This is a genomic window from Advenella kashmirensis W13003 (assembly GCF_000506985.1).
Lineage (GTDB): Bacteria > Pseudomonadota > Gammaproteobacteria > Burkholderiales > Burkholderiaceae_B > Advenella > Advenella kashmirensis_A.
Genome location: NZ_KI650979.1, coordinates 1,659,418 through 1,685,560, shown reverse-complemented (window position 1 = coordinate 1,685,560; position 26,143 = coordinate 1,659,418). Strand labels below are relative to the sequence as shown.

The 26,143-nt window shown below is 56.7% G+C and carries 24 protein-coding genes; 6 read left to right on the top strand and 18 right to left on the bottom strand.

The genetic code is table 11. From position 1 onward, the window contains the following. Positions 1-65: 65 nt before the first annotated feature. From W822_RS31755 to W822_RS46675, 7 genes are all read right to left on the bottom strand, one after another. The gene (locus tag W822_RS31755; protein ID WP_024004629.1) at positions 66-1,637 is read right to left on the bottom strand and encodes an ABC transporter substrate-binding protein; all 1,572 of its coding nucleotides are present in this window, start codon (positions 1,635-1,637) and stop codon (positions 66-68) included. 148 nt (positions 1,638-1,785) lie between these two features. Continuing rightward, positions 1,786-2,799, bottom strand: a complete 1,014-nt coding sequence (locus tag W822_RS31750; RefSeq protein WP_024004628.1) for an ABC transporter ATP-binding protein — start codon at positions 2,797-2,799, stop codon at positions 1,786-1,788. Then, a complete protein-coding gene (locus tag W822_RS31745) occupies positions 2,796-3,788 on the bottom strand; it encodes an ABC transporter ATP-binding protein (RefSeq protein WP_024004627.1) in 993 nt (330 codons plus the stop codon). The genes W822_RS31750 and W822_RS31745 overlap by 4 nt, the downstream gene beginning before the upstream one ends. Then, on the bottom strand, positions 3,785-4,711 hold the full coding sequence (locus W822_RS31740; RefSeq protein ID WP_024004626.1) for an ABC transporter permease: 927 nt from the start codon (positions 4,709-4,711) through the stop codon (positions 3,785-3,787). Before W822_RS31740 ends, W822_RS31745 begins: the two co-directional genes overlap by 4 nt. Beyond that, positions 4,708-5,682, bottom strand: coding sequence for an ABC transporter permease (locus W822_RS31735; protein WP_024004625.1), 975 nt, complete (start codon positions 5,680-5,682; stop codon positions 4,708-4,710). The genes W822_RS31740 and W822_RS31735 overlap by 4 nt, the downstream gene beginning before the upstream one ends. Then, entirely contained in the window at positions 5,679-7,139 is a 1,461-nt protein-coding gene (locus tag W822_RS31730) for an NAD(P)-binding domain-containing protein (protein ID WP_024004624.1), read from the bottom strand. Before W822_RS31730 ends, W822_RS31735 begins: the two co-directional genes overlap by 4 nt. 124 nt (positions 7,140-7,263) lie before the next feature. Further along, positions 7,264-7,680: a hypothetical protein gene (locus tag W822_RS46675; protein WP_253272291.1), complete on the bottom strand. Its 417-nt coding sequence runs from the start codon at positions 7,678-7,680 to the stop codon at positions 7,264-7,266. Between W822_RS46675 and pabB the strand changes: the two genes are divergently transcribed. After that, complete coding sequence (pabB, locus tag W822_RS31725) at positions 7,597-8,598, top strand: aminodeoxychorismate synthase component I (protein WP_253272283.1); 1,002 nt, start codon at positions 7,597-7,599, stop codon at positions 8,596-8,598. The genes W822_RS46675 and pabB overlap by 84 nt on opposite strands. A gap of 59 nt (positions 8,599-8,657) precedes the next feature. Here pabB and W822_RS31720 read toward each other — a convergent pair whose 3' ends face one another. The 3 genes from W822_RS31720 to ilvB form a co-directional block, all read right to left on the bottom strand. Further along, entirely contained in the window at positions 8,658-9,947 is a 1,290-nt protein-coding gene (locus tag W822_RS31720; RefSeq protein ID WP_253272251.1) for a type II toxin-antitoxin system HipA family toxin, read from the bottom strand. Then, on the bottom strand, positions 9,925-10,440 hold the full coding sequence (locus tag W822_RS31715; RefSeq protein WP_024004620.1) for a helix-turn-helix domain-containing protein: 516 nt from the start codon (positions 10,438-10,440) through the stop codon (positions 9,925-9,927). The genes W822_RS31720 and W822_RS31715 overlap by 23 nt, the downstream gene beginning before the upstream one ends. Positions 10,441-10,609: 169 nt before the next feature. Next, positions 10,610-12,364, bottom strand: coding sequence for a biosynthetic-type acetolactate synthase large subunit (gene ilvB, locus W822_RS31710; RefSeq protein ID WP_024004619.1), 1,755 nt, complete (start codon positions 12,362-12,364; stop codon positions 10,610-10,612). Between the two features lie 155 nt (positions 12,365-12,519). Here ilvB and panB point away from each other — a divergent pair, with 155 nt between their 5' ends. Beyond that, complete coding sequence (gene panB / locus W822_RS31705; protein ID WP_024004618.1) at positions 12,520-13,344, top strand: 3-methyl-2-oxobutanoate hydroxymethyltransferase; 825 nt, start codon at positions 12,520-12,522, stop codon at positions 13,342-13,344. Beyond that, positions 13,341-13,850, top strand: a complete 510-nt coding sequence (locus W822_RS31700) for an SET domain-containing protein (protein WP_024004617.1) — start codon at positions 13,341-13,343, stop codon at positions 13,848-13,850. The genes panB and W822_RS31700 overlap by 4 nt, the downstream gene beginning before the upstream one ends. An 83-nt stretch (positions 13,851-13,933) precedes the next feature. Here W822_RS31700 and W822_RS31695 read toward each other — a convergent pair whose 3' ends face one another. Then, complete coding sequence (locus tag W822_RS31695; protein ID WP_024004616.1) at positions 13,934-14,443, bottom strand: nucleoside 2-deoxyribosyltransferase; 510 nt, start codon at positions 14,441-14,443, stop codon at positions 13,934-13,936. Between the two features lie 146 nt (positions 14,444-14,589). On the opposite strand from W822_RS31695, the gene W822_RS31690 reads away from it, so the two are divergent. Then, positions 14,590-16,137, top strand: coding sequence for a YdgA family protein (locus tag W822_RS31690; RefSeq protein ID WP_172642773.1), 1,548 nt, complete (start codon positions 14,590-14,592; stop codon positions 16,135-16,137). A 101-nt stretch (positions 16,138-16,238) separates the two neighbouring features. Further along, positions 16,239-16,574: a YegP family protein gene (locus tag W822_RS31685; protein ID WP_024004614.1), complete on the top strand. Its 336-nt coding sequence runs from the start codon at positions 16,239-16,241 to the stop codon at positions 16,572-16,574. Here W822_RS31685 and W822_RS31680 read toward each other — a convergent pair whose 3' ends face one another. Continuing rightward, complete coding sequence (locus W822_RS31680) at positions 16,575-18,104, bottom strand: aminotransferase-like domain-containing protein (RefSeq protein ID WP_024004613.1); 1,530 nt, start codon at positions 18,102-18,104, stop codon at positions 16,575-16,577. A 120-nt stretch (positions 18,105-18,224) separates the two neighbouring features. Here W822_RS31680 and W822_RS46320 point away from each other — a divergent pair, with 120 nt between their 5' ends. After that, positions 18,225-18,836: a LysE family translocator gene (locus W822_RS46320; RefSeq protein ID WP_024004612.1), complete on the top strand. Its 612-nt coding sequence runs from the start codon at positions 18,225-18,227 to the stop codon at positions 18,834-18,836. A 108-nt stretch (positions 18,837-18,944) separates the two neighbouring features. Here W822_RS46320 and W822_RS31670 read toward each other — a convergent pair whose 3' ends face one another. The 6 genes from W822_RS31670 to W822_RS31645 all read right to left on the bottom strand — a co-directional run bounded on the left by W822_RS31670 (position 18,945) and on the right by W822_RS31645 (position 26,080). Beyond that, complete coding sequence (locus W822_RS31670) at positions 18,945-19,730, bottom strand: polysaccharide deacetylase family protein (protein WP_051401644.1); 786 nt, start codon at positions 19,728-19,730, stop codon at positions 18,945-18,947. Positions 19,731-19,798: 68 nt separating this feature from the next. Then, positions 19,799-20,926, bottom strand: coding sequence for an acyl-CoA dehydrogenase family protein (locus tag W822_RS31665; RefSeq protein ID WP_024004610.1), 1,128 nt, complete (start codon positions 20,924-20,926; stop codon positions 19,799-19,801). 3 nt (positions 20,927-20,929) lie between these two features. Then, positions 20,930-22,111 carry an acyl-CoA dehydrogenase family protein gene (locus W822_RS31660; RefSeq protein WP_024004609.1) on the bottom strand — a complete coding sequence of 394 codons (1,182 nt, stop codon included), beginning with the start codon at positions 22,109-22,111 and terminating at the stop codon, positions 20,930-20,932. Further along, positions 22,111-23,100: a Bug family tripartite tricarboxylate transporter substrate binding protein gene (locus W822_RS31655; protein WP_051401643.1), complete on the bottom strand. Its 990-nt coding sequence runs from the start codon at positions 23,098-23,100 to the stop codon at positions 22,111-22,113. The genes W822_RS31660 and W822_RS31655 overlap by 1 nt, the downstream gene beginning before the upstream one ends. 50 nt (positions 23,101-23,150) lie before the next feature. Beyond that, complete coding sequence (locus W822_RS31650) at positions 23,151-25,280, bottom strand: acetate--CoA ligase family protein (protein WP_024004607.1); 2,130 nt, start codon at positions 25,278-25,280, stop codon at positions 23,151-23,153. Continuing rightward, positions 25,277-26,080, bottom strand: coding sequence for an enoyl-CoA hydratase (locus W822_RS31645; RefSeq protein WP_024004606.1), 804 nt, complete (start codon positions 26,078-26,080; stop codon positions 25,277-25,279). The genes W822_RS31650 and W822_RS31645 overlap by 4 nt, the downstream gene beginning before the upstream one ends. Positions 26,081-26,143 lie beyond the last annotated feature (63 nt).

The following is a 26,143-nucleotide window of genomic DNA, read 5'->3' as shown; positions in this document are numbered from 1 at the left end:
ATAGCAAATGTGATTATCGCTGGAGGAAATATGCCGTATTAATAACAGAATGCTGAATCACGACATTACTTGCCCGCTTCCTTGGTCACCATGACAGGCACCGTACGATCAGAGCTCAGCGGTTTGACCACCAGGCCCTTGCGTGCCGCCCAGATATTTTTGTAATGGAACAGGGGAATAATGCCGACATCATCCGATACTGATTGTGCCGCATCTTCCATGATTTTTTCACGTTTGGCATCGTCGAACTCTTCGGTCGCCTGCTTCAGGTAATCGTCCAGTTTCTGGCTGCTGTAGTGGCCCCAGTTGGACGCACCCAGACCTTTTTCCGGATTGACGGTTGCCAGGATATTGACCATGGCGTAGCTGCCTTCGCCCGTGCCATTGCCCCAGGCAATCACGGACATGGCGTATTCATTCTTTTTAGCTGCGCTAGAATAGACGGCCCACGGCACGACAGATACCTGCGTTTTCACGCCGATGCGGCTCCAGAACTGGGCAACGGCCTGTACAGTTTCAGGTGCCAGCGGATAGCGATCGGTCGGCACGTGCACGGTCAGATTGAAACCATCAGGGTAGCCTGCTTCCTTGAGCAAATCCTTGGCTTTCTGAGCATCAAAAGCAATCGGCTTGATATTGGCATTGTAGCCAATGGAACCTTTAGGCATCCACTGATCGGCCACGGTCACACTGCCTTGCAGAAGACGATCTGCGATGGCTTCGCGATTGATGGCAAGAGAAAGTGCCTGGCGCACACGCACATCCAGCAGCGGATTTTTATCTAATGGTTTACCGCTGTTATCGGTAATGAATTTATTCGGTTTCGGATTGAAGCTGGGCTGTAACAGGAAAACGCGCAAGCCGTTGTAGGCATACACGCTAACTTTCGGATCGCTCTCCAGCTTCTTCAGGTCGGCAACCGATACTTTATCGATCACGTCAACGTCGCCCGACAGCAGTGCTGTAGATCGAGTCGCGGCATTGGCCACATAGCGGTAGGAGACTTTGTCCCATAGTGGCTTTTCGCCCCAATAACTGGGGTTGGCCTCGACCTGAAAACCGGCGCCTGGCGTATAGGAAACCAGTTTATACGGGCCCGTACCGATGAGCGCTTTACCAGAATTGAAATCATCACTGGTCGCGTGTTCGGTACTTTTCTTTTGTACCAAATGCACCGACGCCAGGTTCAGCGGCAGGCCAGGGTTGGGAATGGTGGTTTCAAAAACCAGCGTGCCGGGTTCTTTTTCCGTTACGCTCTTGATGGTGCGCACGTAACCGGTGAACGGAGCCACAGAGCCGGGCACCTTGCGGATGCGCTCAATGGAATAAATCACATCTTCAGCCGTGAACGGTGTGCCATCGCTCCATTTGACATCGGGACGCAGCTTGAATTCCCAGGTCGTCGGACCGGTGTTTTTCCATTCTGTGGCCAGGCCCGGCAACAGCTTGTTGTCATAATTATTGACGAGCATATCAAAAAAGAACAGACCGGCGGAGCGGTCACCCGCAAAGTTGTTCAGTTGAGGATCCAGCGAAGACAGATTGTCGGCGAAGGCTATTTTCAGTTCTTCGGCATAGGCCATATGCCCTGCGGCCAACAGGCCTGCTGCAAGTGCAGCGAGTACGCGCTTTTTCATTTGAGTTCCTTTAAAGTTTGTTCTGCTACTTCTTCAATTATTTCCGCTGCTTCGTCAATCTCGTTCTACTGCTTTTTCAACGCTGTTCTGCTACTTCATCAATATAATCAACCGTTCCACATCAGGTGTCCTAATCCCTGTTTGCTACTCAGGTTTGGTCATTCAAATGGCAGGCACTCAGATGTCCGCCTGCCACCGCCTTAAGCAGCGGCACTTCGGTCTGGCAGCGCGGCATGGCGTGCGGGCATCGCGGATGGAAATGACAGCCCGAGGGCGGATTTAGCGGGCTGGGTATTTCACCCTTGATTGTCGAAAACACTTTCTTGCGATCCCGCATTTTGGGGATCTCGGCCAGCAGCGCCTGAGTATACGGGTGATTTGGCTGGCGGAAGATCTCTTCCACGGGCGCCTGCTCCACGATGCGGCCCAGATACATGATGACCACGCGATCGGATAAATGCTCCACCACGCCCAGATCGTGACTGATAAACAGGTAGGTCAGGCCCAATTCCGAACGCAATTGCATAAACAGGTTCAGAATCTGAGCCTGAATGGATACATCCAGCGCCGCCACAGCCTCATCACAGACCAGCATATCGGGTGCAACCGCCAGCGCCCGGGCAATACCGATACGCTGCCGCTGCCCGCCGCTGAACTGATGTGGAAAACGGTTGCGCAGCGCAGCTGACAGTCCGGCACGCTCCAGCTGCTCGGACACATACCGGTCCAGATCGCGCGCGGACACCATATCATGCAGTCGAGGCGATTCGCCGACAATATCGCGCACACGCATACGCGGATTCAGACTCGCATACGGATCCTGGAAAATCATCTGGATTTTCAACCGGGCTGCTTCGGCTTCACGGCGTGCGACGGTTTTCAAATCCCGTCCATTGACCAGAACCTGTCCGGCCGTAGGCTCCATAATGCCCGCCACCATGCGGCCGAGCGTCGATTTGCCGCAACCCGACTCTCCCACCAGCCCGACCACCTCGCCTTTGGCGATATCCAGGCTCACGTCATCAACGGCGTGCGTCAAAACGGGAGGACGACTCAAGCCGAGCTTCTGCAACCACGGATCCAGCATGCCCGCTTGCGTACGCCCGAACGTCTTGGATACGTGGTTGACGCGTACCAATGGCATTTCAATTGCATCTGTCATTGCACTGCTCCTGCGTCGGGCGCGGCACCAGGGTGAAAACAGCGTCCCCGATGCCCCGCCGCAATTTCATCCAAACCCGGCATGCGCTCGCAGACAGCAGTGCGTCTGGCACAGCGCGAAGCGAAAGCACAGCCTGCAGGCAAAGACAACAAATTGGGGGTCATCCCCGCGATCTGGCGCAAGGGCTGCCCTCTTACATTATTGACCGGCAGACTCTGTATCAGGCCCTGCGTGTAGGGGTGTTGCGGGTTGTCCAGCACCTGATCCACCGTACCCGACTCCACGATCCGTCCGGCGTACATGACATTCAGTTCATCGGCCAGACCCGCCACGACGGACAGATCGTGGGTGATCCAGATCAGCGCCGTGCCGTAACGCGCCGACAGTTTCTGAATCTCGGACAGAATCTGCGACTGAATCGTCACATCCAGTGCCGTCGTCGGCTCATCGGCAATAATCAGATCGGGACGCAGCAGCAAAGCGATAGCAATGGCCACCCGTTGCCGCATGCCGCCGGAAAGTTGATGAGGATAAGCGGACAGGCGCGCTTCGGGACTCGGAATGCCCATAAGCCCCAGCATGTCGCGCGATTGTTCCCAGGCCTGCTTGCGGCTGATTTTTTCATGCGCCTGCAGGGTTTCAATCATCTGTGTGTCGATCCGCAGTACCGGATTCAGGGTCATCATCGGATCCTGAAAAATCATGGATATCCGGTTACCACGCAGACTGCGCAACTGGTCTTGCGGCAGTTGCAGCAGATCCTGTCCTTTGAACAGGATCTGGCCGCCCACGATACGACCCGGTTCATCGACCAGTCCCATAATGGAAAAGCCCGTGACTGACTTGCCCGAACCCGATTCTCCCACCAGCCCGAGAATACGCCCCGGCTCCAGTGTCAGCGATACACCATCGACAGCCGGCACCTGGCCGGCGCGCGTCATGAAATGCGTGCGCAGATCGCGCAGCTCCAGCAATGGCGTCGTACTCATCGCTGGCTCCTTGGGTTGAAAATCTCGCGCAAACGATCACCCACCAGATTCAGCGCCACAATGGTGATCAGCAGGGCAATGCCCGGAAACAGACTGATCCAGTATTGTCCTGACAGCATGTACTGATAGCCATTGGCGATCAGCAGACCCAGCGAAGGCTCGGTAACGGGCACGCCCAGACCCAGGAAACTCATGGTGGCCTCCAGCGTGATGGCGCGTGCCACCTGCAGGGTACCGATCACGATAAGCGGCGGCAGGCAATTGGGCAGAATATGCCTGAGCATAATCCGCCACTGCGGGATATTCAGGCTTCTTGCTGCTTCGACATACTCCTTCTGCCTTTCCGCCAGCGCCTGCCCCCTGGCCGTGCGGGCATAATAAGCCCACTCCAGAATCACAAGTGTCAATATCACATTGCCGATACCCTTGCCCAGATAAGCCAGGATCATCATGGCAATCAGAATGGACGGAAATGACAGCATCAGGTCGACCGTGCGCATGATAAAGCCATCGACACGCCCGCCCGCATAGGCCGACAGCACGCCCAATGTCGTGCCGACCACACTTGCTATCAATGCAGAGCCCACGCCGACAGTCAGGCTGATGCGCAAGCCGTACAGAATCGCAGAAAACAAATCCCGGCCCTGGCCATCGGTGCCGAGCCAATAATCAAACGTTCCCGCGCCATTGGGACTGCCCGGTGGCAGGCGGGAGTCCAGGATATCCAGTTGCATCAGGTCATAGGGGTTCTGGGGCGTGAGCCAGTGCGCAAACACCGAGCCGAAAGCCAGCAGAAACAACAGAACAAAACCAATGACCGCCCGCTTGGATGAGAAAAAATCGGACAGTCTTTCACGAAACAGGGACGACCTCGGGGCTGCCACGGTCTGCACAACGACTGGTGCATTCACTGGTTGGCTCATCGCGCGCCCTCCAGTCGTACACGCGGATCAAGCAGGCGATAGGCGATATCTACCAGCAGATTGATCGTCACGAACACACAGACAATCACGACCAGATAGGCCAGAATGACTGGTCTGTCCAGGCCGTTGATACTATCCAGAATGAGTTTGCCGGCACCGGGCCATGAAAAAATGCTCTCGGTCACCACCGCACCCGCGATCGTCGAGCCAAACTCCAGACCCAGTACGGTAACCAGCGGAATCATGATATTTCGCAGCACATGCACACCAATCACGCGCAGGCTGCTCAAGCCCTTTGCCCGGGCAAAACGAATATAGTCCAGCGGCAGCACTTCCTGCACACCGGCATAGGTCAGCCGGATCACAAGTGAAACTTTGAACAGCGCCAGGTTGATCGCCGGCAGCAGCAGATGGCGCAGGCCATCGAGGGTCAGAAAAGACCATTGGTAGCCAAACAGCGACACAGTCTGCCCACGACCTGACGAGGGCAGCCACCCCAGGCTGACACTGAACGCCATGATCAGCATCAATCCGACCCAGAAGGTAGGCAGGGAAAAACCCAGAATACTGCCGGTCATGATGGTACGGGAAAAAATACTGTCGGAATACAGCCCGGCAATCAGGCCCAGCGGTACACCGACCACAATTGCAATGACCAGCGCAGCCAGCGCAAGCTCCATCGTGGCGGGCAGCCGATGCAGCACCAGTTGCAGCGCCGGCTGGTTATACACAAAACTGTTACCCAGGTCACCCTGCACCGCACTGCCCAGGAAATGGAAGTACTGCAACCAGAGTGGCTTGTCCAGACCCATTTGCGCAATAATGCGCGCACGGTCGCGCTGGTCGGCATCGGGGCCGATCAGAATATCAATCGGATTGCCAACCGCGTGCAGGCCAATGAATACAATGACTGTCATCAGCAGGATGATTAACAGTGCCTGCAGTACGCGCTTGATAAGCCACAATGTCATTGCGCCTCCACAGGCGGCGGCGGGCTCGCGGCAGTCCACTCATCGCCATCCAGTTCCGGTTCGGCGTAGGCTTCCAGTTGCGCATAATACTGGTCTACATCTTCCCGGTACAGCGAACCGGCAATGGCACGTGCAATGGCCGAGGCACCCTCGGAAATCGCCGGAATATCGCCGGAAACCGTACCGTGCGAGGCCACCGCAGGATAGCTGAAACAGTGAATGTGCGCCAGACCAGGGGCGTCGACACCGGCGCGCGGCTGGAATTCAAAGCCCGGCCCCAAGTCGGGACAGGCAGCAAGCTCTGCGTCCTCCTGCCCCGGCTCGGGACGATAACGCTCTGCCCAGGTACGCACCAGAGGGCCGAGTTCGGCATATTCGGGGCGCAGATGCCAGTCGATCTTGAAGCCGGTCGCGAAAATCAGGAAATCCAGCACAAATGTACCTTTGGGTGTCGTCAGATAGATCACCTCATCACGTACTTCGATTTTCTGTACCGGACAGCCCACATTGAAGCGCGCATTGTGATGCGAGGCCACACGCAGCGTACTGCCCTTGGGCGGCGGCACCTGTTGCACATTGATGTAATGGCGGATGCGCCATTTCCAGTCATCCGGCAGATCGGCATAGCCGTGTACCAGCCCGGGACTGCCTGAGCCCTTGCCCTTGTTGACGCGCGGAATCTCCTCGCGCCGGATGATCAGGTCGGCGCTTTTGGCACCGGCTTCCAGCGCCGTCGCGGCGCTGTCCATGGCCGATGCGCCGGCACCGATCACGCCTACGCGTTTACCGGCAAGCGTCGTGTAATCAAAGAAATCAGACGAGTGGGCGCGCAGATGCGCAGGCACCTGCTCTGCGAAAGCCGGATAGCTGGGCCCGCCCAGGCCGTCGCGACCGGTGGCCAGAATCAGCCTGCGCGCGCGCACCAGATATTCACCTTGAGGGGACGAGACGGTCAATGCCAGATAGTTGTCAGGGTGCAAATGGACATGACGAATGTGATGCTCGTTGCGTACCTCGACATTCATGACCTTGCGATACCAGCGCAGGTAATCCATCCATTGCAAACGGGGTATTTTATCCAGCGCTTCCCATTCCTGCCGCCCGTACTGCGCCTCAAACCAGGCGCGAAACGTAAGCGAGGGCAACCCCAGCGCAGGGCCGGTCAACTGTTTGGGAGAACGCAGGGTTTCCATGCGCGCGGTCGTCGCCCAGGGCCCTTCAAAGCCGGCGGGTGCCCTATCGAAATTACAGGCGCGCACACCCAGGTTACGCAGGGCCACCGCCGCCGTCAGGCCCGCCATCCCGCCGCCAATAATGGCGACGTCCAGCAGACGCTCGCCATCGACCAGTCTGGGGGACACCCAGTCTTTACCTGGTAAATCAAGACGGGAAAGATCTTCCTGGAGACGGGCTTCCAGACCGGGAAGACCGTCTTTTTCAGGGGGCTGATAACTCATTTTGAAACTCGATACAGAAACGCAAGGGTTTACCCTCGCTGATTTTATTTGGTTATTACGCGTTGCTATAAAGAAATGCGTAATCAGCTATTTTAAAGAATATAACAAATTCAATATAGATTATTTAGTTATTAATATATATCAAGGATTTTTCCAAAATAATCCAACTCCCGTTAGCGGCAAAATGAAATTTGATACTGATCGGCTGATTTCTTGATTTGCCACATGGTGAATATTCCGCTTCGGTGTTTAAATCATCATCCCGATTCCCAATCACGCATTCGAACAACCCTGCCCGCAACACATGAACGCCTGCCGATTTGACAACACCATTGACCATGAGTCTACGCAATTCACTCAATACGCCGGGCACATTGAGGCCCATGATTTGTCCACTCTCGCCGATGCGTTTGTCAAAATCAAGCAGCAGCAAAGCAAAGGCAAATGGATCGTATTGGTGCTTTCTTATGAGCTGGGGTATGCGCTTGAGCCTAACAGCCGCCACGGCCATGCCCGACGCAACGCTTTGGATATTCCCCAAGACCACCGCTGCTGGCCACTGCTAACTGCACTAGTATTCAACAAACGTCACGTTGTCTCCGCGCTTTCGCCAGTACCGGTGTCGCAACCACTTTTTTCAATGGTAAAGCCCGGTGTCACTGCTGAACACTACCAGCAGACTATTTTGAACATCAAGCAGTGGCTGGCGCGCGGCGACGGCTACCAGATCAACTATACGTTTCCACTCCAAGTCCAAAGCCAGCACCAGCCGCTGATGATCTATCGCAACATTCTGCACCAGCACCCCACGCGATACGCTGCGTACATCGATCTTGAAGACCGGCAGATCCTCTCATTTTCACCCGCACTGTTTCTTGAAAAAAAGGGGCCGTGGTTGCGTACACGCCCAATGAAAGGCACCGCGCCAAGATATGCCGACCCGCTCAAAGGCGCGCAATCGCGCCAGGGATTGGCCGATAGCATCAAAAACCGCGCAGAAAACTGCATGATCGTGGACTTGCTGCGCAATGATTTGGGACGCATTGTCGTGTCAGGCAGCGTCGCTGTCGAAAAACTGTTTGAGATCGAGCGCTACGAATCCATCTGGACCATGACCTCGACCATCCGTGCCAATGTGGGCGATGCCTCGCTGGCGACCATACTCAGGGCCCTGTTTCCCTGCGGCTCCGTCACCGGCGCCCCCAAAATTGCCGCCATGCGGTATATCAGCGAACTGGAAGCGCAACCCCGGGGGATCTATTGCGGCAGTATCGGCTGGCTGGCCCCAAATGGCGACATGCAATTGAATGTCGCCATCCGCACGCTCGTGATGAACGGGCAGACCGGCGTATATGGTGTTGGGGGCGGCATTGTGATGGACTCGGATCCACTGGAAGAGTGGCATGAATGCCAGTGGAAGAGTCGGGTGCTTTCAACGGATACAAGGGGGTGGATATAGCCTGTGCGCTCTTGTTTACAAACGACAAGAGGGTTGCCTCGACTTTTTATTCTCTGCAATCAAGTTGCAGCCAAATGGAATGCATCGGCCATTCTCTCGCACTCGCCGTCAGACAGTCCCAACTTTTTGGCCAGTACTGGCCACTGGCCAACGATGTGGCGAAAATCCTCAATGATGCTGTGCGCTTCGTTGCCAGACAATCGAAAGTACTCAGCTACCTCAAGCGCCAGATCAAGATCCAGTGCGTTATCTGCTTCTGTGATATTCAGGCATAATCCATCCGCATAGGTCACAGGATTCATATCATACGCAGGCGAAAGCCGCCATCCCCTGCCGGGTTCCAGGATAAAGCCGTGATTACGCAAATGATCGTCCGTGTTGGACACCAGTATATTAAATACAATTCTTGACCATAATTCACGTAAATCAAGATCGGGTTGCACGCTCCTGGCCATGATCAACTCTGCAATTTCAAGGTAGCTGACGCCGCTCTCAGCATTGTCGCCGTCGACATGATCAGTCAAGGTCATCGCAGAAGCGAAGTGCAGTCGATGGCCTTCAGTGGTACGATCAAAGCGACGTACAAGGCAGCAATGATAACGACTGGCAAATTTTCTGGCATCGCATTGAGCCACGTTCAGGCCACAGGCATTTGCGAGGCCGTTTACGACAATCTCCCATGCGCCCACGTCATACTCATCGCGGAGACTGGGAAACTTTGCAATATATAAATGGCCGTGTCCGTCAACCACACTGGCCTTTGGCCTTGCGCCACCAAGAGAGCCGCCCGGCGCAATCAGCATCCTTATCCATTGTTGGCCGTCAATGGCACGATTAGTCGTATCCTTCTCAAGCGATCTGCTCGCCGTTTCCAGTTCCGCTAATTTCGTGAATGGAGGGGCCGCAGCGTCATCCCTGTTATCCAGAAATGGGCCGATATCATCGAGTTTATATCGCAATGCGCCTACACGATAATGATCATGCACCCCCAAAAGATAGTCAGACTCAAATAGCCTGGTTCCGTTTGGAAGCAGTCCTGAACGTATGTCGCGCTCGTGCCTGCGATCCATAAGCATGCGCCCCCATCGGTCCGGGCTGGAATCGGCGAAAACGCCGAACCTGTCCGAAGACCGACCTGGGTATTGTGGACCAGGGAAAACCGTCAACTGCGGATCAATCTGAATACGGGTGAGTTCGGCATCTGCAAGCGCCTCTGCATCATATTCAAACTCAAAAATTTCAGTCTGACGGGTTTTACGGCTATGGAGCCATCCCAGGCGCTTTGGCCCACTTAATCCTTCCCAATCCGCATATACACCGATCATGTTATTTCTTCCTGCGCGTATCAATGAGCGCGGCAAGTGATTCGGTCGTAATAGCGGAAGCGTCTTCTTTTTGCTGTTCTACAGGCTCAAGGACTTGGTGCGAAAACGGCTTCCGTGACATTGACTGATTGTTCGCCGTTCTGCGAGACACCGTCTTGCGGCTGTTCGCGACCTTCTCGATGGCGCCTCTTTTCGCCCCTGCAGACTTGCCGGTCTGCGAGGCGCGACCGGAGACCATCTGTGCGTCCTGCAATTGACGACCGACCTGATCATCCGCCGCAAGCTTGGCGATGTCCTGCACCATCCCCAATACCTGCATGACTGACACATAGGCGCCTATCGTCACCCCCGCCCCGCCCGCTTCCAATGACCGGAGGGTCATTAAAGACATGCCCGCACGCTCTGCGACCAGTTTGGCTGTGAGGCGTCGACGCAGGCGCGCCAATTTAAGCCGCTCACCAAAATCGGCCAGCAGACGAGAGGTTGAAGGCAGCAAAGCTGCAGTTTTATTAGCCATAATGCAATTATTTTAGCACTATTTACATTAAAACATAAAAATAATTGCATATTATTTTTCTTTTACCAGAAAACAAAAATGCAATTATTATTTCTTTAATGGATCATAAATGCCAAAATATTGGCAGTTTAATGAATTAGGCACCTGCCTTTTTGTGCTCAACCTCGCCCTATTCCTCCACAAACCACGTATCTTCCGACAGCATCACCTGCTGGTGACCGTAGCCTGCGGGCATCATGGGGAAACAATTTTCCTGCGGCTGCACTTCGACATTAAGGAAATATGGGCCGTCGTAGTCGAAGCACTCGCGGATGGCGTCTTCCAGTTGCAGCGGATCGGAAACCGTGGCCGCCCCCCAGCCGAACGCGCCTGCCAGGGCGACAAAATCCGGAATGGAGGCGTTATAGCTGTGGCTGTAGCGGCCTTCGTGGATCAGTTCCTGCCACTGGCGCACCATGCCCATATGGCGGTTATTGCACAGAATCACTTTGATCGGCGTTTCATGCTGGATGGCCGTCGACAACTCCTGGATATTCATGAGCACCGAGGCATCTCCGCTGATGCATACGACCAGCGAGTCCGGATTGCCCACTTGCGCGCCGATCGCAGCCGGCACGCCGTAGCCCATGGTGCCGGCACCGCCCGAGGTCAGCCAGCAGTTCGGTTCGCGGAATTTCAGATACTGGGCTGCCCACATCTGGTGCTGGCCCACATCGGTGCTCACAATGACATCCCGCCCGTCGATCAGATCATTGACTGTCGCGAGCAGATGCTGCGGCAGGATTACATCATCCGATGGCGTAAATCCGAGGCAATCGGTCGCGCGCCATTTTTCAATGCGCGTCCACCAATCGTCGGTCAGACCCGGCTCGCGCTCCAGTTGCTTGACTTCGTTGAACAGCGATTTGAGAACCGGATAGCAATCGCCCACCAGCGCGACATCGGCGCGCACGACTTTATCGATTGAAGCAGGATCAATATCCAGATGAATCTTGACGGCATGCGGGCAAAAATCGGACAGCCGGCCCGTAATACGGTCATCGAAACGGGCGCCGACACAGACGATCAAATCAGCATGATGCATGGCCAGGTTGGCCTCAAGCGTACCATGCATACCCAGCATGCCCAGGAATTGTTTATCACTGGCAGGGAACGCGCCCAGCCCCATCAGGGTCAATGTGCAAGGCGCACCGGTGTAACTGACCAGATTGGAAAACACTTCGCAGGCGTCGGGGCCGGAGTTGATCAGCCCGCCGCCGCCATAAAAGACAGGACGCTTGGCATTGGCGATCAACGACGCAGCGCGCCTGACGGCAGCCTGCATGACCGATGACGACATTTGCCCTGCCGTATTGACGGGCGCTTCAACCACCTCGGTATCCTGCTCCTGCGGCGCGGCGGCCATCTGGATATCTTTCGGAAAATCGATCAATACCGGACCGGGCCGACCGGCAGCCGTCAGGTTGTAGGCTTTGGCGGTCAAGGCCGCGACATCGTCGACCCGCTTGATCTGCGCGTTCCATTTGGTCACCGGTCGCGAAATGCCGACTGCGTCGCATTCCTGAAAGGCGTCAGTGCCGATTGCGCTGGTAGCCACCTGGCCACTGATACACAGCACTGGAATGGAATCGCAAAGCGCATCCAGCAGACCGGAAGTCGTATTAGCCATGCCCGGCCCCGAGGTGACCAGCACCACGCCGGGCCGGCCGGTCGATCGCGCATACCCTTCTGCCGCATGCATCGCAGCCTGTTCATGGCGCACCAGCACGTGATGAATACGCGGCTCGGAATAAAGCGCATCATAAAGCGGCAGTACGGCACCGCCCGGGTAGCCGAAAATGGTATCTACCCCGTTTGCAATCAGGGTTTCAAGCATCAACTGGGCTCCGTTTACGGCAGGCGTATCATTCTGGGGTGTGTTCATTTTCAAATCCAACTGACTGACAGGGTTTTTGGTACAAACGTAAATAATATCCTTTTTGCCATGCACAGGCAGAAAACCCGGGATTACACGGTAAACTTACCGCTTCGCCATGTGGCCGCGGGCCGGTCAGTCGTTAATCAAGAAAGGTGTTTGTCATGAGTGTCCATACCACAGCAAAACGCATCACTGTGCCGCAGTTGCGTGCCTACAAGAACCAGAAAAAAATCGTCTCACTGACTTCCTACACTGCGCCGTTTGCGCGCATTCTGGACGAGTACCTGGACATGATCCTGATTGGCGACTCCACTGCGATGGTGGGCTACAACATGGAGAACACGCTCGCCATTACGCTGGAACAAATGGCAGCGCACGCGCGCGCCGTGGTGCGTTCCACCCAGAACGTCTGTGTTGTCGTAGACATGCCGTTCAGCACCTACCAGGAATCACCCGAACAGGCCTTTCGCAACGCAGCGTTCCTGCTCAAAGAGTCCGGCGCCGATGCGGTCAAATACGAAGGCGGTGCGCCGCTGGCCGCCACCACGCGCTTTCTGGTGGACCGCGGCATTCCGGTTCTGGCCCATATCGGCCTGATGCCCCAGTATCTGAACACCATGGGCGGCTTCAAGGCGCAGGGCATGTCTGACGAGACCGCCGAGGTCATCTACCAGGATGCGCTGGCGCAGGAACAGGCTGGTGCCTTTGCCGTTGTGATCGAAGGCACGGCGGAACCGCTGGCTCGCCGTATCACGCAGGCGTTGAGCATTCCCACCATCGGCATTGGCGCCTCGCCCGAATGCGATGGACAAATTCTGGTGGCCGAAGATATTTTCAATCTGACGCCCAACCGTATTCCCAAATTCGCGCGGCAATTTTCCGACGTGCAGGCGGCCATCCGCGAAGGCGTACAGGCCTATGCCAATGAAGTACGTGAAGGTGCCTTTCCAACTCTGGATAACTGTTTTGGTGTCAAGAAAAAATGATGGAAAAAAAGCAGCACATTGCCAATCCACCCTGGCACGTCGTACGCAAATCCGCGCTGCACGGTAACGGCGTGTTCGCAGCGCGCAATATTCCCACCGGCACCCGCATCATTGAGTATACAGGAAAGCGTATTTCGCCCAAACAGGCCGATGACATGCACCCGGTGAACCCCGACGATCCTTTTCACACCTTCTTTTTCTCTACCAGCAGCGGCAAAATCATTGATGGTGGAGACGGCGGTAACGATGCACGCTGGGTCAATCACAGTTGCAATCCGAATTGCGAAACCCAGGAAGGCAACGGTGGCAAGCGCGTGTATATCTATGCCATCCGCGATATTCTGAAAGGGGAAGAACTCTTTTACGATTACGGTCTGATCATGGACGGCAGAATCACCAAAACACTGCGCGAACAATACAAGTGTCTGTGTGGCGCGGCCACCTGCCGTGGAACCATGCTCGCCCTGCCCGAGAAAAAGAAATCGAAAAAGAAAAGCCGGGCGTAACCAGGCGGCTTGCCGCAAACGCTGAAAACGAAGCAGCGTTGGAGTGCACCCGAAAGCGCCTCCATACCCTGCAAAGCGACTGCTCAGTCGTGTGTCTGCGGTGCCGCCTGCATCGCCATTGCCTGCAGGCACGCCTGCGCATCCCCTTGCACAATCTGCGTCGTACAACCGATCATCAGGTTCAGATTCATCCCGAAGTCTTCCACCGTATAGCCCTGCGCATCCACCACCTGGCCATTGCGCCTCGCAACACCTGCCTGCTCGATCAGCGGCTGCATCTGGTCGGTATAAGCCCAGACCGGTTTCTTTCTTGCTACCGCATAACCAACTTCAAACACGGTTCCCGAATCGGGCTCCAGCCCGCGAAACGGGTTGAGATTGGCCATGACGCAATCCGCCTGTTCGATCAACGCCAGATTTGCGCGACAGATCCAGTCAGCCAGCGCCCGGCCGGCCAATCCAGGCGGGGCCGCATTGTCCAGCGGATACAACCCTTCAAAACCCAACTGCGCGCAAAGCCGCTTGAGCGACTGCCCATATTCGGCCGCATCCGTCCGAAACACGTCAAAGCCGGCAAGGTAGACTTTTTTCATTTACAATCCTTCCACTGTTTCTATTCGGGCCTCTTGCCCGCAAGCCACATCTTACATTCCGAAACATGGCGCCGGCAAACGGCCCGGCGGAATAAACTCATTGGGGCATGCAGCGACATCTTTATCGGTCGCACATCATATACATCATGAGCAAAAAAATCACCAAAGCGCTGGCAGCCGTTGTCTTGCTGGTTATTCTCGGCTACTTCGGCGGCACCTGGTATACCGGCACTCAAGTGGACGAACAGATTGTCCAGCGTACGCAGACCATCAACGCACAATTGCGCCATAATGGCCTGCCTGTACAGATCAGTACGGAAAAAAAGGATTCCGGCCTGTTTACCTCGAGTTATATTTTGAGCCTGCGCATCGACGGCGCGGGGCAATCGCATACGCTGAATTTTGACGTGGAAATCGAACATGGCCCCTTGCCCCTGTCGCGTCTGCAGCAGGGAAAATTGCAACCCGTACAGGCATTTAGCCGCGTCGCTCTCATCAACGACGAAAAAACCGCCAACCTGTTCGAACTCAGCCAGGGACGCCCGCCCCTTGATCTGACGCTCACCACGCGCCTTGACGGCAGTACCCATTACGAAGGCAATCTGGCTCCCCTGTCTTTTAACAATAGCAGGGATGGACAGCTGCACTTTGATGGCCTGTCCTTCTCAGGCACGCTCGATGCCTCCAATCGTCTCGCACAATTTAGCGGCAACATGCCATTGCTGCAGGTCAGTCCGCCCCCGAACGAAAACGGCACAAGCACGCTGATTTTTCGCGATATGGCCTTGTCCTCGCACTTTGACGGACGCCAGACAGAGGCGTCTGTATTACAGCAGCAATCGACCCTGGCCGAACTGTCGCTTGCCAATGAACAAACCCGGTTTGAGATACGCGATTACCGCAGCGACACCGAGAGCACGGCGCAAAACGATGCCCTGACAGCGGCCCAGAATACCACGCTCAACAGCGTCCGGGTCAACGGCATCGATCTGGGCAAACTTCAATACGGCGTAACGGCGCGCGGCCTGGACCGCGCAGGCGTCGCCCAGTTCATGACGCAGGCCTGGCAACTGATGCTCGACAACGGTCGCACCGGCAGTCAAGCCGTGCCGCAAGAGAAACTCATGCCCCTGCTTGCCAGCCTGGATCTCATGTTCTCGGGTGAACCCACGCTCACGATAGGCCCCATGATCTGGACGCTGCCCGAAGGGCAAGCGACGGCCACAGTCGATCTGTCATTGAACAACCCCGTCCCGTTGCTCTCGCAATTTGGCAACGACGCGTTTGCACTGCTTCTCAATTCACTGCGTTCGGCCCGCGTTGAACTGCAGGCCGACGATGCCATGCCACCGGGTGCCGCCAAACGCCTCGGCCAGTTAAGAGGCAGCGATCAGCAGTCGCAGGCAACCCCTGCCGGGCAGTCCGATGCCCAGAAGCTGCAGAATGTCATCGATATCCTGGTTAAAAACAAATTGCTGTCCCGCAACCAGGGTCATGTCGGCCTGTCATTCCATGTTGAAGGCGAGCCGTCCCTGGCCGCAGCCTCGGATATAGACATGAACGGGGAATCATTCGACACGGCAGGACTGGTCACCACCCTGCGGGAGCGTGCCACGGCCGCCGAGCGGCAGATCAGGGAACTGACCCCGGCAAAGCAGGCGCCCGCGCCGGCAGACGCCCCTGCCCAAGACTGATATTATTTCATTTGATATTCCACGAAATTGCAGTATGCTGTGCCAAAGTGGTTTCTTTCTCGCGGTATTTGCCTATTACACTTGAAAAGGAATTGATTGCCATGTCTGCTTCTTTCGAACTCAAGAAATCCGTTGATGGCCAGTTTCATTTTTCCCTGCATGCCGCAGATGGCGCATCCGTTCTCAGAAGCGAAACCTATACGACGCTGGCCTCGGCCAAAAACGGCATCGAATCGGTTCGCAAAAACGCCGGCACAGACAGCCGCTATGTATTTGAAAAATCCGCTAACGGGAAGTCCTATTTCAATCTGAAAGCGGCTAACGGCCAGATCATCGGCAGCAGCCCGCTGTATGCCGATCCCAATGCCGCCAGACAGGCCGCCGACACGGTCAAGCATCATGCAGCGAACGCGGTGTTGCACGAGGCATCTGCCTGATCAGCCCGGTTTGCAGGCCGCCAGGCACTCCCACAAGTGGGGGCTGTCGCAACCGCTCACGGACAGCCGCAAATGGGTGCTCACACGCTGGTCAGGATAGAACAACGAGCCCGGTGTCGCAGGGATCGAATATTGATTCAGCTGGCGAGCCAGCGGTTCGGTATCCCGGTCCATATTCAGCCAGATAAACAGACCGGCCGCCGGCGGCTGATCCTGCACATAGCCTATCTCGCCCAGACGCTGCAGCACCTGGGTACGCGCCGCATTGATGCGCTGACGCAGCCGTTCGATGTACGAACGATAATGCCCGCCATGGATGATCTCGTGAATGATGCGTTCGTTCAGACTTGAGGAAGACAGCCCCGAGAGCAGCTTGAGCGTGGAGATGTCATTCAATACAGCGGCCGGCCCGGCTATATAGCCTACGCGCATGGCCGCCCCCAGCGTCTTGGAATAATTGCCCAGCAGGAACGTGCGCTCGCACTGATCCAGGGTACTGATGCGCAACGGCTGGCCCGCACCCAATTCACTGTAGGTGTCATCTTCGACAATCCACATGTCATATTGCTGAGCCAGACGCAGGACGTCATGGGCAGCGCTGGCGCTCAGGGTGAAACCGGTAGGGTTGTGAACGGTACTATTGCAAATGAAAAGCACCGGTCTGTGCTTGCGGCAATGCGCTTCCAGTTGTCCGATATCGGGCCCTTGCGGATTGCGCGTCACCGTCAGAATATTCACGCCCATCATGCGCAGATAGGCAAACACCACAAACCAGCACGGTTCTTCGACCACCACATAATCGCCCGGTTTGACAAACTGGCGCACCAGCAGATCCACCGAAGGTGTCACGCCGCCGGTCAGCAGGATATTGCCGTTGGATTGCACATGCAGGTCCTGTGCCGCCAATTGGCCCAGAATGGTGTCGCGCAAAGGGGCAAAACCTAACGGCTCTCCGTACATGAGCGTGGCCGGTTGCATCTTGCGTGCCACTTTACGGATGGACCGGGCCACCAGTTCGCTATCGAGCCATTCCTGCTTGAGGCCCAAATTGTTTTTTTGCGAAAAAAGCCGGTTCAGGATCCAGGGCACATCGATTTTGTCCTGAGGCAAAGCCGCAGCAATCTGGCCGCTTTTGATGCCGTGTGCCGGCTGCCGCTTATGCTGAACGAAATAACCCGAGCGGGCGTTGGCGGTAATATGGTTGGTCGCCACCAGACGGTCATAGGCTTCAACAATCGTGTAACGGCTCACATTCAATTCCTGCGCCAGCAGCCGCACCGACGGCAGCCGACTGCCCTGCCTGAACACATTCTGTTCAATATTGGCAACAAAGCGCTCGACGATCTGGTCGACCAGTGTACTGGAACTGGAGCGCACAGGACGCCAGGAAGCCAGCAGCGGCGCTGGTGCCGAATGAACGGGCGCGGGCAGCGGACCGGGCACGGCCGCCTGGCTATCGGTTGCGTCGGGACCGCCCGACAAGGTCGGGCGCTCGGACTGTGAAATGAATGAGGATGGTTGGCTGCTCATTAATCTGTTCCGGTAAAAAGGGCAGTACAGGAAGGAAAAAACAGCCGATAACTGTATCGGTACTGTACAGGTATCTTGGCATATAGTGTCATTTTGCGCAACACCTCTTTCGAGAACACCATGACCTATACCATGCTGATGGCCTTTGCAGTCTTCATCGCCGTCTCTTCCGTCACACCGGGCCCCAATAATCTGATGCTGCTGTCTTCTTCCATGAACTTCGGCGTACGGCGCACAATCCCCCATTGTTTGGGCATTAGCGCCGGTATGGGGCTGATGATCCTGCTCATGTCTTTCGGACTGCATTGGGTCATGCAGCACGCCGGCTGGCTGATCGACGTATTGAAAATCGCATCTCTGGCCTATCTGCTTTGGCTGGCCTGGAAAATCGCCTCCATTCCCCCGACCCCGCTCGCGGTCAATGATGAGGCCTCGCCCTTCGGTTTCTGGAATGCGGTGCTGTTCCAGTGGATCAACCCCAAGGCGCTGATCATGGTGATCAGCATGTTCAGCATCTATGTGCCCGACAACATCGAACAGCTGACGCTGCTGCAAATATCGTTTATTGCAATCGTAATCAATCTGCTCTGCATCAGCGTATGGATGTTTGGCGGAACGCTGATGCGCAGGTTGTTCACCACCCCCGCCACACAACGCGGTTTCAACGTCGTCATGGCATTGCTGCTGATTGTCTCTGTTGTCCCCATGATCTCGGCCGACCTGGGTATCTGACGGATCAATAGCGGACAGGGTTCATGAGTGCGACAGAGAGAAAATGACAACTGCTATCAAAAGAATGGCCGGCATGGCGGGAGCGGCGGATACCGAAGCCTGCGCATTTCAGGACTGCAGTATCTCTGGCGAGAGCAGAACGCAGCTCAGATTTCTGCGCTCTATCTCCTGCAGCAGAGCGGGCAGAATTTGCGGAGTCACGGCCGGATAGTCGTGCAGCAAGATGATCGCGCCCGGTTTCAGACGGCGCACAATCCGCGACAACAGCCGTTCCGGGCGGGGCGTGGCCGTATCAAAAGAACGCAGCGACCAGCCGACACAGGGCAACCCGCTATCGGCCACCGCCCGCGCGATCGCAGGATTCACCACTCCGAACGGAGGCCGGTACATGTGCGGCGTTACACCGGCAATATCCTGTATGGTATGGCTACACTGCCGGATGTCGGCAAGAATGGTCGCAGCAGAACGCATTGGCAGCGTATGCTCATGACAATGGCTGTGATTGCCAATGGCGTGGCCCTCATGGACAATCTGTCGCAAGAGATCGGGGCGGGCGGCAGCATGTGCACCCACAATAAAAAACGTAGCCTTGACTTTGTGCGCTTTCAGTATCGCCAATACCTGCGCTGTGCCATCGGTGGGACTGTCGTCAAAGCTCAATGCAATCTGCCCGCCCGTGTCCGCAGCCGGAGGCGCACCGGCCGGGATATGCCGGAACGCGTCCAAATACAGGTTGAGCGCCATGTTCATGCTGGCCACGCCCAGCACACTGACGTAGGCAACAATCACGATGAGTGCAGCCGGCGCCCACACAAAAAATAACAGCAATGCAAGCAGGCAGGCCAGAAGGTGGGCGATCACCGTGTGACGCCGAAACCACGAAATCACATTCATGTTTTCCGCAAGGAATAAATAGGCTCATAACAATAGCCAGTCGCACGCCTGCCGTCAAGCGGTATTGATCAATCCACGGCCATCTGCGTTTCGGACAGTTGCCATATTTGTTGCAGCCTGTCGGCTGCCGTATAACGGCGGCGCATGATTGCACCCAAAAAATGCACCCGTTTCAAATAGAAATGCACATCGCATTCCCATGTCATGCCCATGGCCCCGTGCACCTGCAACGCGTTCCTCACAGCGATGTCTGCAGCCTGCTGTGTCGCGTGCTCGGCCAGCATGACCAGCAGACTGCATTGGGCGTGACACGCCTGACCAGCGCCGTTGCACGCTGCGGTTTTGCCTTTGTTATGATCTGCATCTGCATGCTCTGGCGAGGCGTCGCCAAATGCCAATTCTTCAGCGGCTTTGGCGATCAGCAGGCGTGCATTATCCAGATTCATCCAGTCCTGCGCCAGCCGGTGTTTGATGGCCTGAAAGTGACCAATAGAATGACCAAATTGGCGGCGTTGCCGGGCGTAGTCTGTCGCCAGCTCCAGTGCCCGGGAGGCCACGCCCAGCAACTCGGCAGCCAGCAACAGTCGCGTCCGCAGATCAAACGTCTCCCACCCCACTAAATCACAGCTGAAATCCTCTCCCGTTTGCCACTGTCCCGCGGGTAGCCAGGCGCTGTCAATCAGTGGATCCACGCCGGGCCTGCCTTCCATACCCGCCCCCCGGCGCGCCTGCACGATGCCGTCCGCATAGTGCAATGTGATCAGCGGACTGGCATCAAGACAATACGGCACGAAAATGGGCCCGCCATTCTCGTTCAAGGCATATCCGACAAGGCTGCCGGCCAGCATGTCTGCTTCGATCGCCTTTGTAAACGGTGACTGTGGCGCCAGTCGGGTCAATAGCGCCAGGCTGCTCATCCAGTAGCCTAGCGGCAATGGCAGCAGCGCACGTCCGGCCAGCTCCATGAGCCCGACAGCGTCAATCATATCCATGCCGATACCGTCCTGCTTCTCGGCAACCAGCAGCCGCGGCCATCCGAGTTGGCAGATCTGCGACCATAAGCCGGCGTGTCGTCGGGGGGCTGCGCGACAGCCGGCCTCGGCGGTTTGGGTTGCTGCCCGCAATGTTGCCAGCGTACATTGCTCATCAAGAAACCGCCGGACCGGGTCCAGCAGCAGTTCGTCGTCGTATGGCATTGTCTATCCCTTTTCCAGCCCCAGTACTTTTTCCCCGATGATGTTGCGCTGAATCTCGGAGGTGCCGGCCAGGACAGTCTCTGCCCGTGACCACAGGCTGGCACGCGTAAAAAATTCGGTCTCGGCCTGATGTCGCGCATCAGGGGTACACACATGCAGGCCAAGCAATTGCATGGCGAGATCCAGCATCCGCTGATGGGCTTCGCTCCAGTGGACTTTGGTTGACGAACCTTCCGGGCCGGGCGGGCTACCGCTCATCGCCGCCGTCAGGGCGCGATGTGATTTGAGCTGCAATATCGCGCTGTCTGTATACAAGGCAGACCAGCGTTGCCGGTAATCCTGCAGGGCAACCGCACTTAAGCCGGACGCGGCCTGGTCGATCAGACGGCGCACGCTGGCCAGTTCGCGTTCAAACTGCACCAGACGCGGAATGAAATAAGTGCCGCGTTCAAAACTGGCTGCTGTCATGGCCATGCGCCAGCCCTCGCCCTCCTGCCCCAGCAGGCAATCCTGCCGCACGATCACCTGTTCAAAGAAAACTTCACAAAACTCCGCCTCGCCGGTGAGCTGACGGATGGGCTCTACCCGTACGCCGGGCTGGCGCATATCCACCAGCAGAAAACTCAGTCCGCGATGCCGCTGCGAATCCGGATCGGTACGCGCCAGCACAAAGCAGTAATCAGCCAGATTGGCGAACGAAGTCCAGATCTTGTGTCCGTCCAGGACAAAATCACGGCCGACTTTTCTGGCGCGGGTGGTGACCGCGGCCAGATCCGAGCCTGCGCCCGGTTCCGAGTAACCCTGGCACCAGATTGTTTCGTTGCGCAAAATGCCCGGCAAATATCGCTGCTTTTGGGCCTCGGTGCCAAAATGCAGCAGCGTCGGCGCAAATATGCCGTGACCAATCAAATTCACGCCCAACGGCGCGCCGCTGCGCGCCAGTTCTTCCAGATAAATGGCCTGATGCGAGAGCGGCAACGCCTTGCCCCCGTATTGGCCGGGCCAGCCCAGTCCGGCCCAGCCATGCCGGCAAAGCGTGTCTTCCCAGCCACGACGAAAAGCTAATGAAACCGGATCCGGCTCAGCCGGCCAGTCGCGCACAAACTGCGCATAGTGCGTCTTCATCCATGTCCTGACATAGGCACGGAATGCCGGCGGATCTTGCGGCAGCACCTGCTCATTCATTATGGGTTCACCGTAATATGGGCCTTGCGGATGACCTCACCCCAAGTCTGCACATCTTTGCGGATAAAGTCACCGAAGGTAGCGGGATCGCTGCCGATCACATCCAGTCCAAGGGTCCGGAAGCGGTCCTTGACTTCTTCCTGCTGCACGCTCTCATGTACCGCTTTATAAATGATCTCGACCACCGCTGGCGACGTGCCCTTGGGTGCCACCAGCCCCAGCCAGGGCATGGCGGAAAATCCCGGGACCGCCTCGGAAATGGTGGGCATATCCGGGATCGACGGTGACGGTTTGTCGGTTGTAACCGCCAGCACCTTCACTTTGCCGGCCTTTGCATACGGCCCCGTAGAGGCCCAGGCATCGAACATGACCTGCACCCGTCCGGAAATCAGATCGGTCAGCGCCGGCGCGCTGCCTTTATAAGGAATGTCCTGCATGTCCACGTCGGCCATGCTTTTGAACATCTCTGCTTCCAGTTGAGTGGATGAGCCGGTACCCAGCGAGGCATAACTTACTTTGCCTTTATTCTGTTTCAGATAGGCGATCAGTTCCTTGACATTCTTGACGGGTACCTCAGGATTGACCGATATGACATGCACAACCGAGGCAACCTGGGTGATCGGAACAAAGCTTTCGACCGGATCATATCTGGCATCCTTGTTAATACTTGGTATCGTCCCCAGCGAAGAAGCGGCCAGCAGCAGAGTATAACCATCGGGTTTGGCGTTGGCAACGTGCTGCGATGCAATCAGCGTACCGGCTCCGGGTTTGTTTTCCACAATCACGGGCTGCTTCACTTTCTGCCCTATTTTCTCGGCCAGCAGCCGCCCAAGCGTATCAGCTGCGCCTCCTGCCGCGAAGGGAATGACAATCGTAATTGGTTTTTCCGGATAGGCGGCCTGCGCCGCTTGCGGCGCCATACACAGAATGGTGGCAGCCATTGAGCAGGCCAACCCCATCACTTTGAACAACTTCGTTTTCTTCTGCATTATTTGTCTCCGACGTGATTAATCACACTTGTATTAGCAACTACTATTGACTACCAGCTACTCTGGTTCTGTTCCGGCTCTGCCGCTTGCGGCAGCAGCAAGGCATCCAGCATCGCCACGCCTGCGCCCGCTTCACGAACCAGCAGAGGATTGATTTCGATCTGGTCGAGTTCCGACTGCCCGGACAAAAACGCGTTCCCGACTGCCACAATCGCTTTGGTCGCGGCCTGCAGATCTGCTTTTGGCCGCCCCCGAAAACCGTCGAGCAGCACAAACGCCTTCAGGCTGCGCAGCAATTGCAAGGCCTGTTCCTGCGTGACCGGCAGTAAAGCGTGTGCAGTATCGCGATAGACTTCAGTCATGACCCCGCCCAATGCCACCGTCAGTACGGGGCCGAATACGGCATCGTTTGTTGCGCCCACCAGCAGCTCTGCCACACCCCGCTGCATCGGGCTGATCATCACACCGGTGATTCTCGCGTCCGGCTGATGTTCCTTGCAGTTTTCCATGATCTGCTCGTAAGCCTGTGCCGCCTGATCGGCTCCCTGCACATTCAAAACGACGCCGCCTGCCTCTGTCTTGTGCGCCAGATCAGCGCTGACGATTTTCATCGCCACCGGCACGCCAATACGCTCCGCCAATGAGGCTGCTGTCTCGCGCGAGACGGCCAGGTGTACATCCGGATCAGGCACATCAAACGCCTGCAGATAGCGCCGGGCCTGTAGCTCATCACAGGGCAATGGTGGAAGAGCAACCTTTCTTGACGCCGCCGGCACCGCACAGCTTATGCCGCCCGTTCCAACGGCCGGCCTGCGTCTTGCCTGCCATGTCAGATACGGTCCCAATGCCCGTACTGCCTGCCCCAGATCATCAAAAACGGCCACTCCCGCATCACGCAGGCGTGCGCGACTGTCAGCCTGGCCGGTGTCAATCGCCACGAACAGCCGCGGATGTTTCTTCACAACATCAATCAACGGTTGCGCCATGCGGTCAAGCATATAACCCGGCGCATTGATAACGACCGTATCCAGCGCCGGCGTGAGCGCAAGCGCCTCCAGGACCTGCGCCACAAACTGCGGATCATTGACAATATTGCCGGTGACATCCACGGGATTGCCCACCATGCCATAGGCCGGGATGCCGGCGCGCAAACGCGCCTGCACATCCGCCGGCAGATCGGGCAATTGCAGTCCGGCCTGTATAAAACGATCGGTGAGGATCGCCCCCAGCGCACCCGACATGGTTACCACCCCGATCCGGACACCCGCCGTGCGTACACGCAGGCGCGCCAGCATCGCAATGTCCGCCATCTGTGCGAAATCATCTGCAGCAATCACATTCAGGTCGCGAAACGCCGCATCGTAAATACGTTGATCGCCTGCCAGTGCAGACGTATGGGACTGCACTGCGACAGCGCCTTTTTCCGTGACCCCGGCCTTGAGCACCACCAGCACCTTGCCCTGGTCTTCGAATCGTCGGCAGGCGTTAATAAAGCGCCGGCCGTCGCGAATCTGCTCCACATATCCCAGCACAATTTCGGTATGCGGATCGTCGGCCAGATAGTCCAGATAGCCTGAAAAATCCACATTTGCTTCATTGCCCGTATTAATGAAATGCGAGACCGGCAGTTCGCGCGAACGCGCCAGACCATACAAAGCCGAACATACATTGCCACTTTGCGTAAGCACACTGACGCACCCCGTCCCGGTCTGCAGGCTGGCTGTTTTGAAGATGGCGGCGAAGGCGGTAAAAGCCTTGGTATTCAGATTGGCCAGCCCCATGCAATTGGGGCCGGCCACTTGCATGCCGCTTTCAGCGCAAAACCGCGCGAGTTCCTCCTGCAACAGGGCGCCGGCTTCGCCTTCTTCGGCAAAGCCCGCCGCATATACCACGGCAGCGGGGATGCCCACCGCATGGCAGCGCCGCAGCATTGCCGTTACATCACGCGCGCCAATGGCCAGCACCGCCAGATCGGGTGGTGCCGGCAGATCTTCAACCTGTGCATAGCAGCGATAGCCAAAGACCTCGGCATACTTCGGATTGACGGGATAGACGGCGCCGCCGAAACCGAATCGCGACAGCAGGTCCAACGGCATGCCGCCAATTCGGCCGGCGTTGTCGCTGGCACCGATCAGGGCGATGGAACGCGGATTGAGCAGCGGTTCGAGCGATGGCGTCATGCGCTCGCTCCCTTTTTATTGCGCAGAATCGCCTGGGCCAGCCCCTTTTGTTTCACCTGCGCGAACTCATCGCTCATATGCGATAACTGATGAAGATCAAAATGACCGGAAAGGGCGGCGCGCAGCCCCTGTGCGTCCAGTGTGCGGTTCAGAGATTTCTTGACCAGCCGCAACGCAAAGGGAGGCGCCTGGGCCACGCGCCGCGCCAGCGCCATGGTTTCTTCTTCCAATTGCGCCCGCGGCACCACACGATTGACCATGCCCATCTGCAATGCCTGCTCGGCGGTCACCCGTTCGCCGGTAAAAAGCATTTCCTTTGCGCGGCGCAGCCCCATCACCCAGGGATGAATCAGCACCTCTGTGGCAGCAGCAGCCAGGGTATGGCAAACGGGATCGGAAAAGAACGCATCGTCGGCACATACCACCAAATCACACATATTGGCAATCATGAACCCGCCGGATACGCAGGCTCCCTGCACCCGGGCGATGACCGGCTTGGGAAAATCCCAAATCGACATACAGTAATCGAAGTATCGCAACGACTCGTACGCCCAGCGTTGTTCGACACTGAAATCGGCCCGGCTGGCCTGTGCCTCTTTCAAATCATGCCCTGCCGAAAAGTGATCACCGTCACCAGCGATCACGACGACCCTGACTTGATCGTCAGTCGCCGCAGCGCGCATGGCGTGATCCAGTTCATCCAGCAAAGCCTGGCTCTGCGCATTGCGGGCTCCGGCGCGCGCCAGTGTCACAGTCCGTACCGCTTCCCGATCGCTTACCTGAATATGTTCATACGTCATTGTCTCTTCCTGTTGTCCGCCTCCGGGGCGGCGAATGAAATGTGATTGCATTAACGCATCATT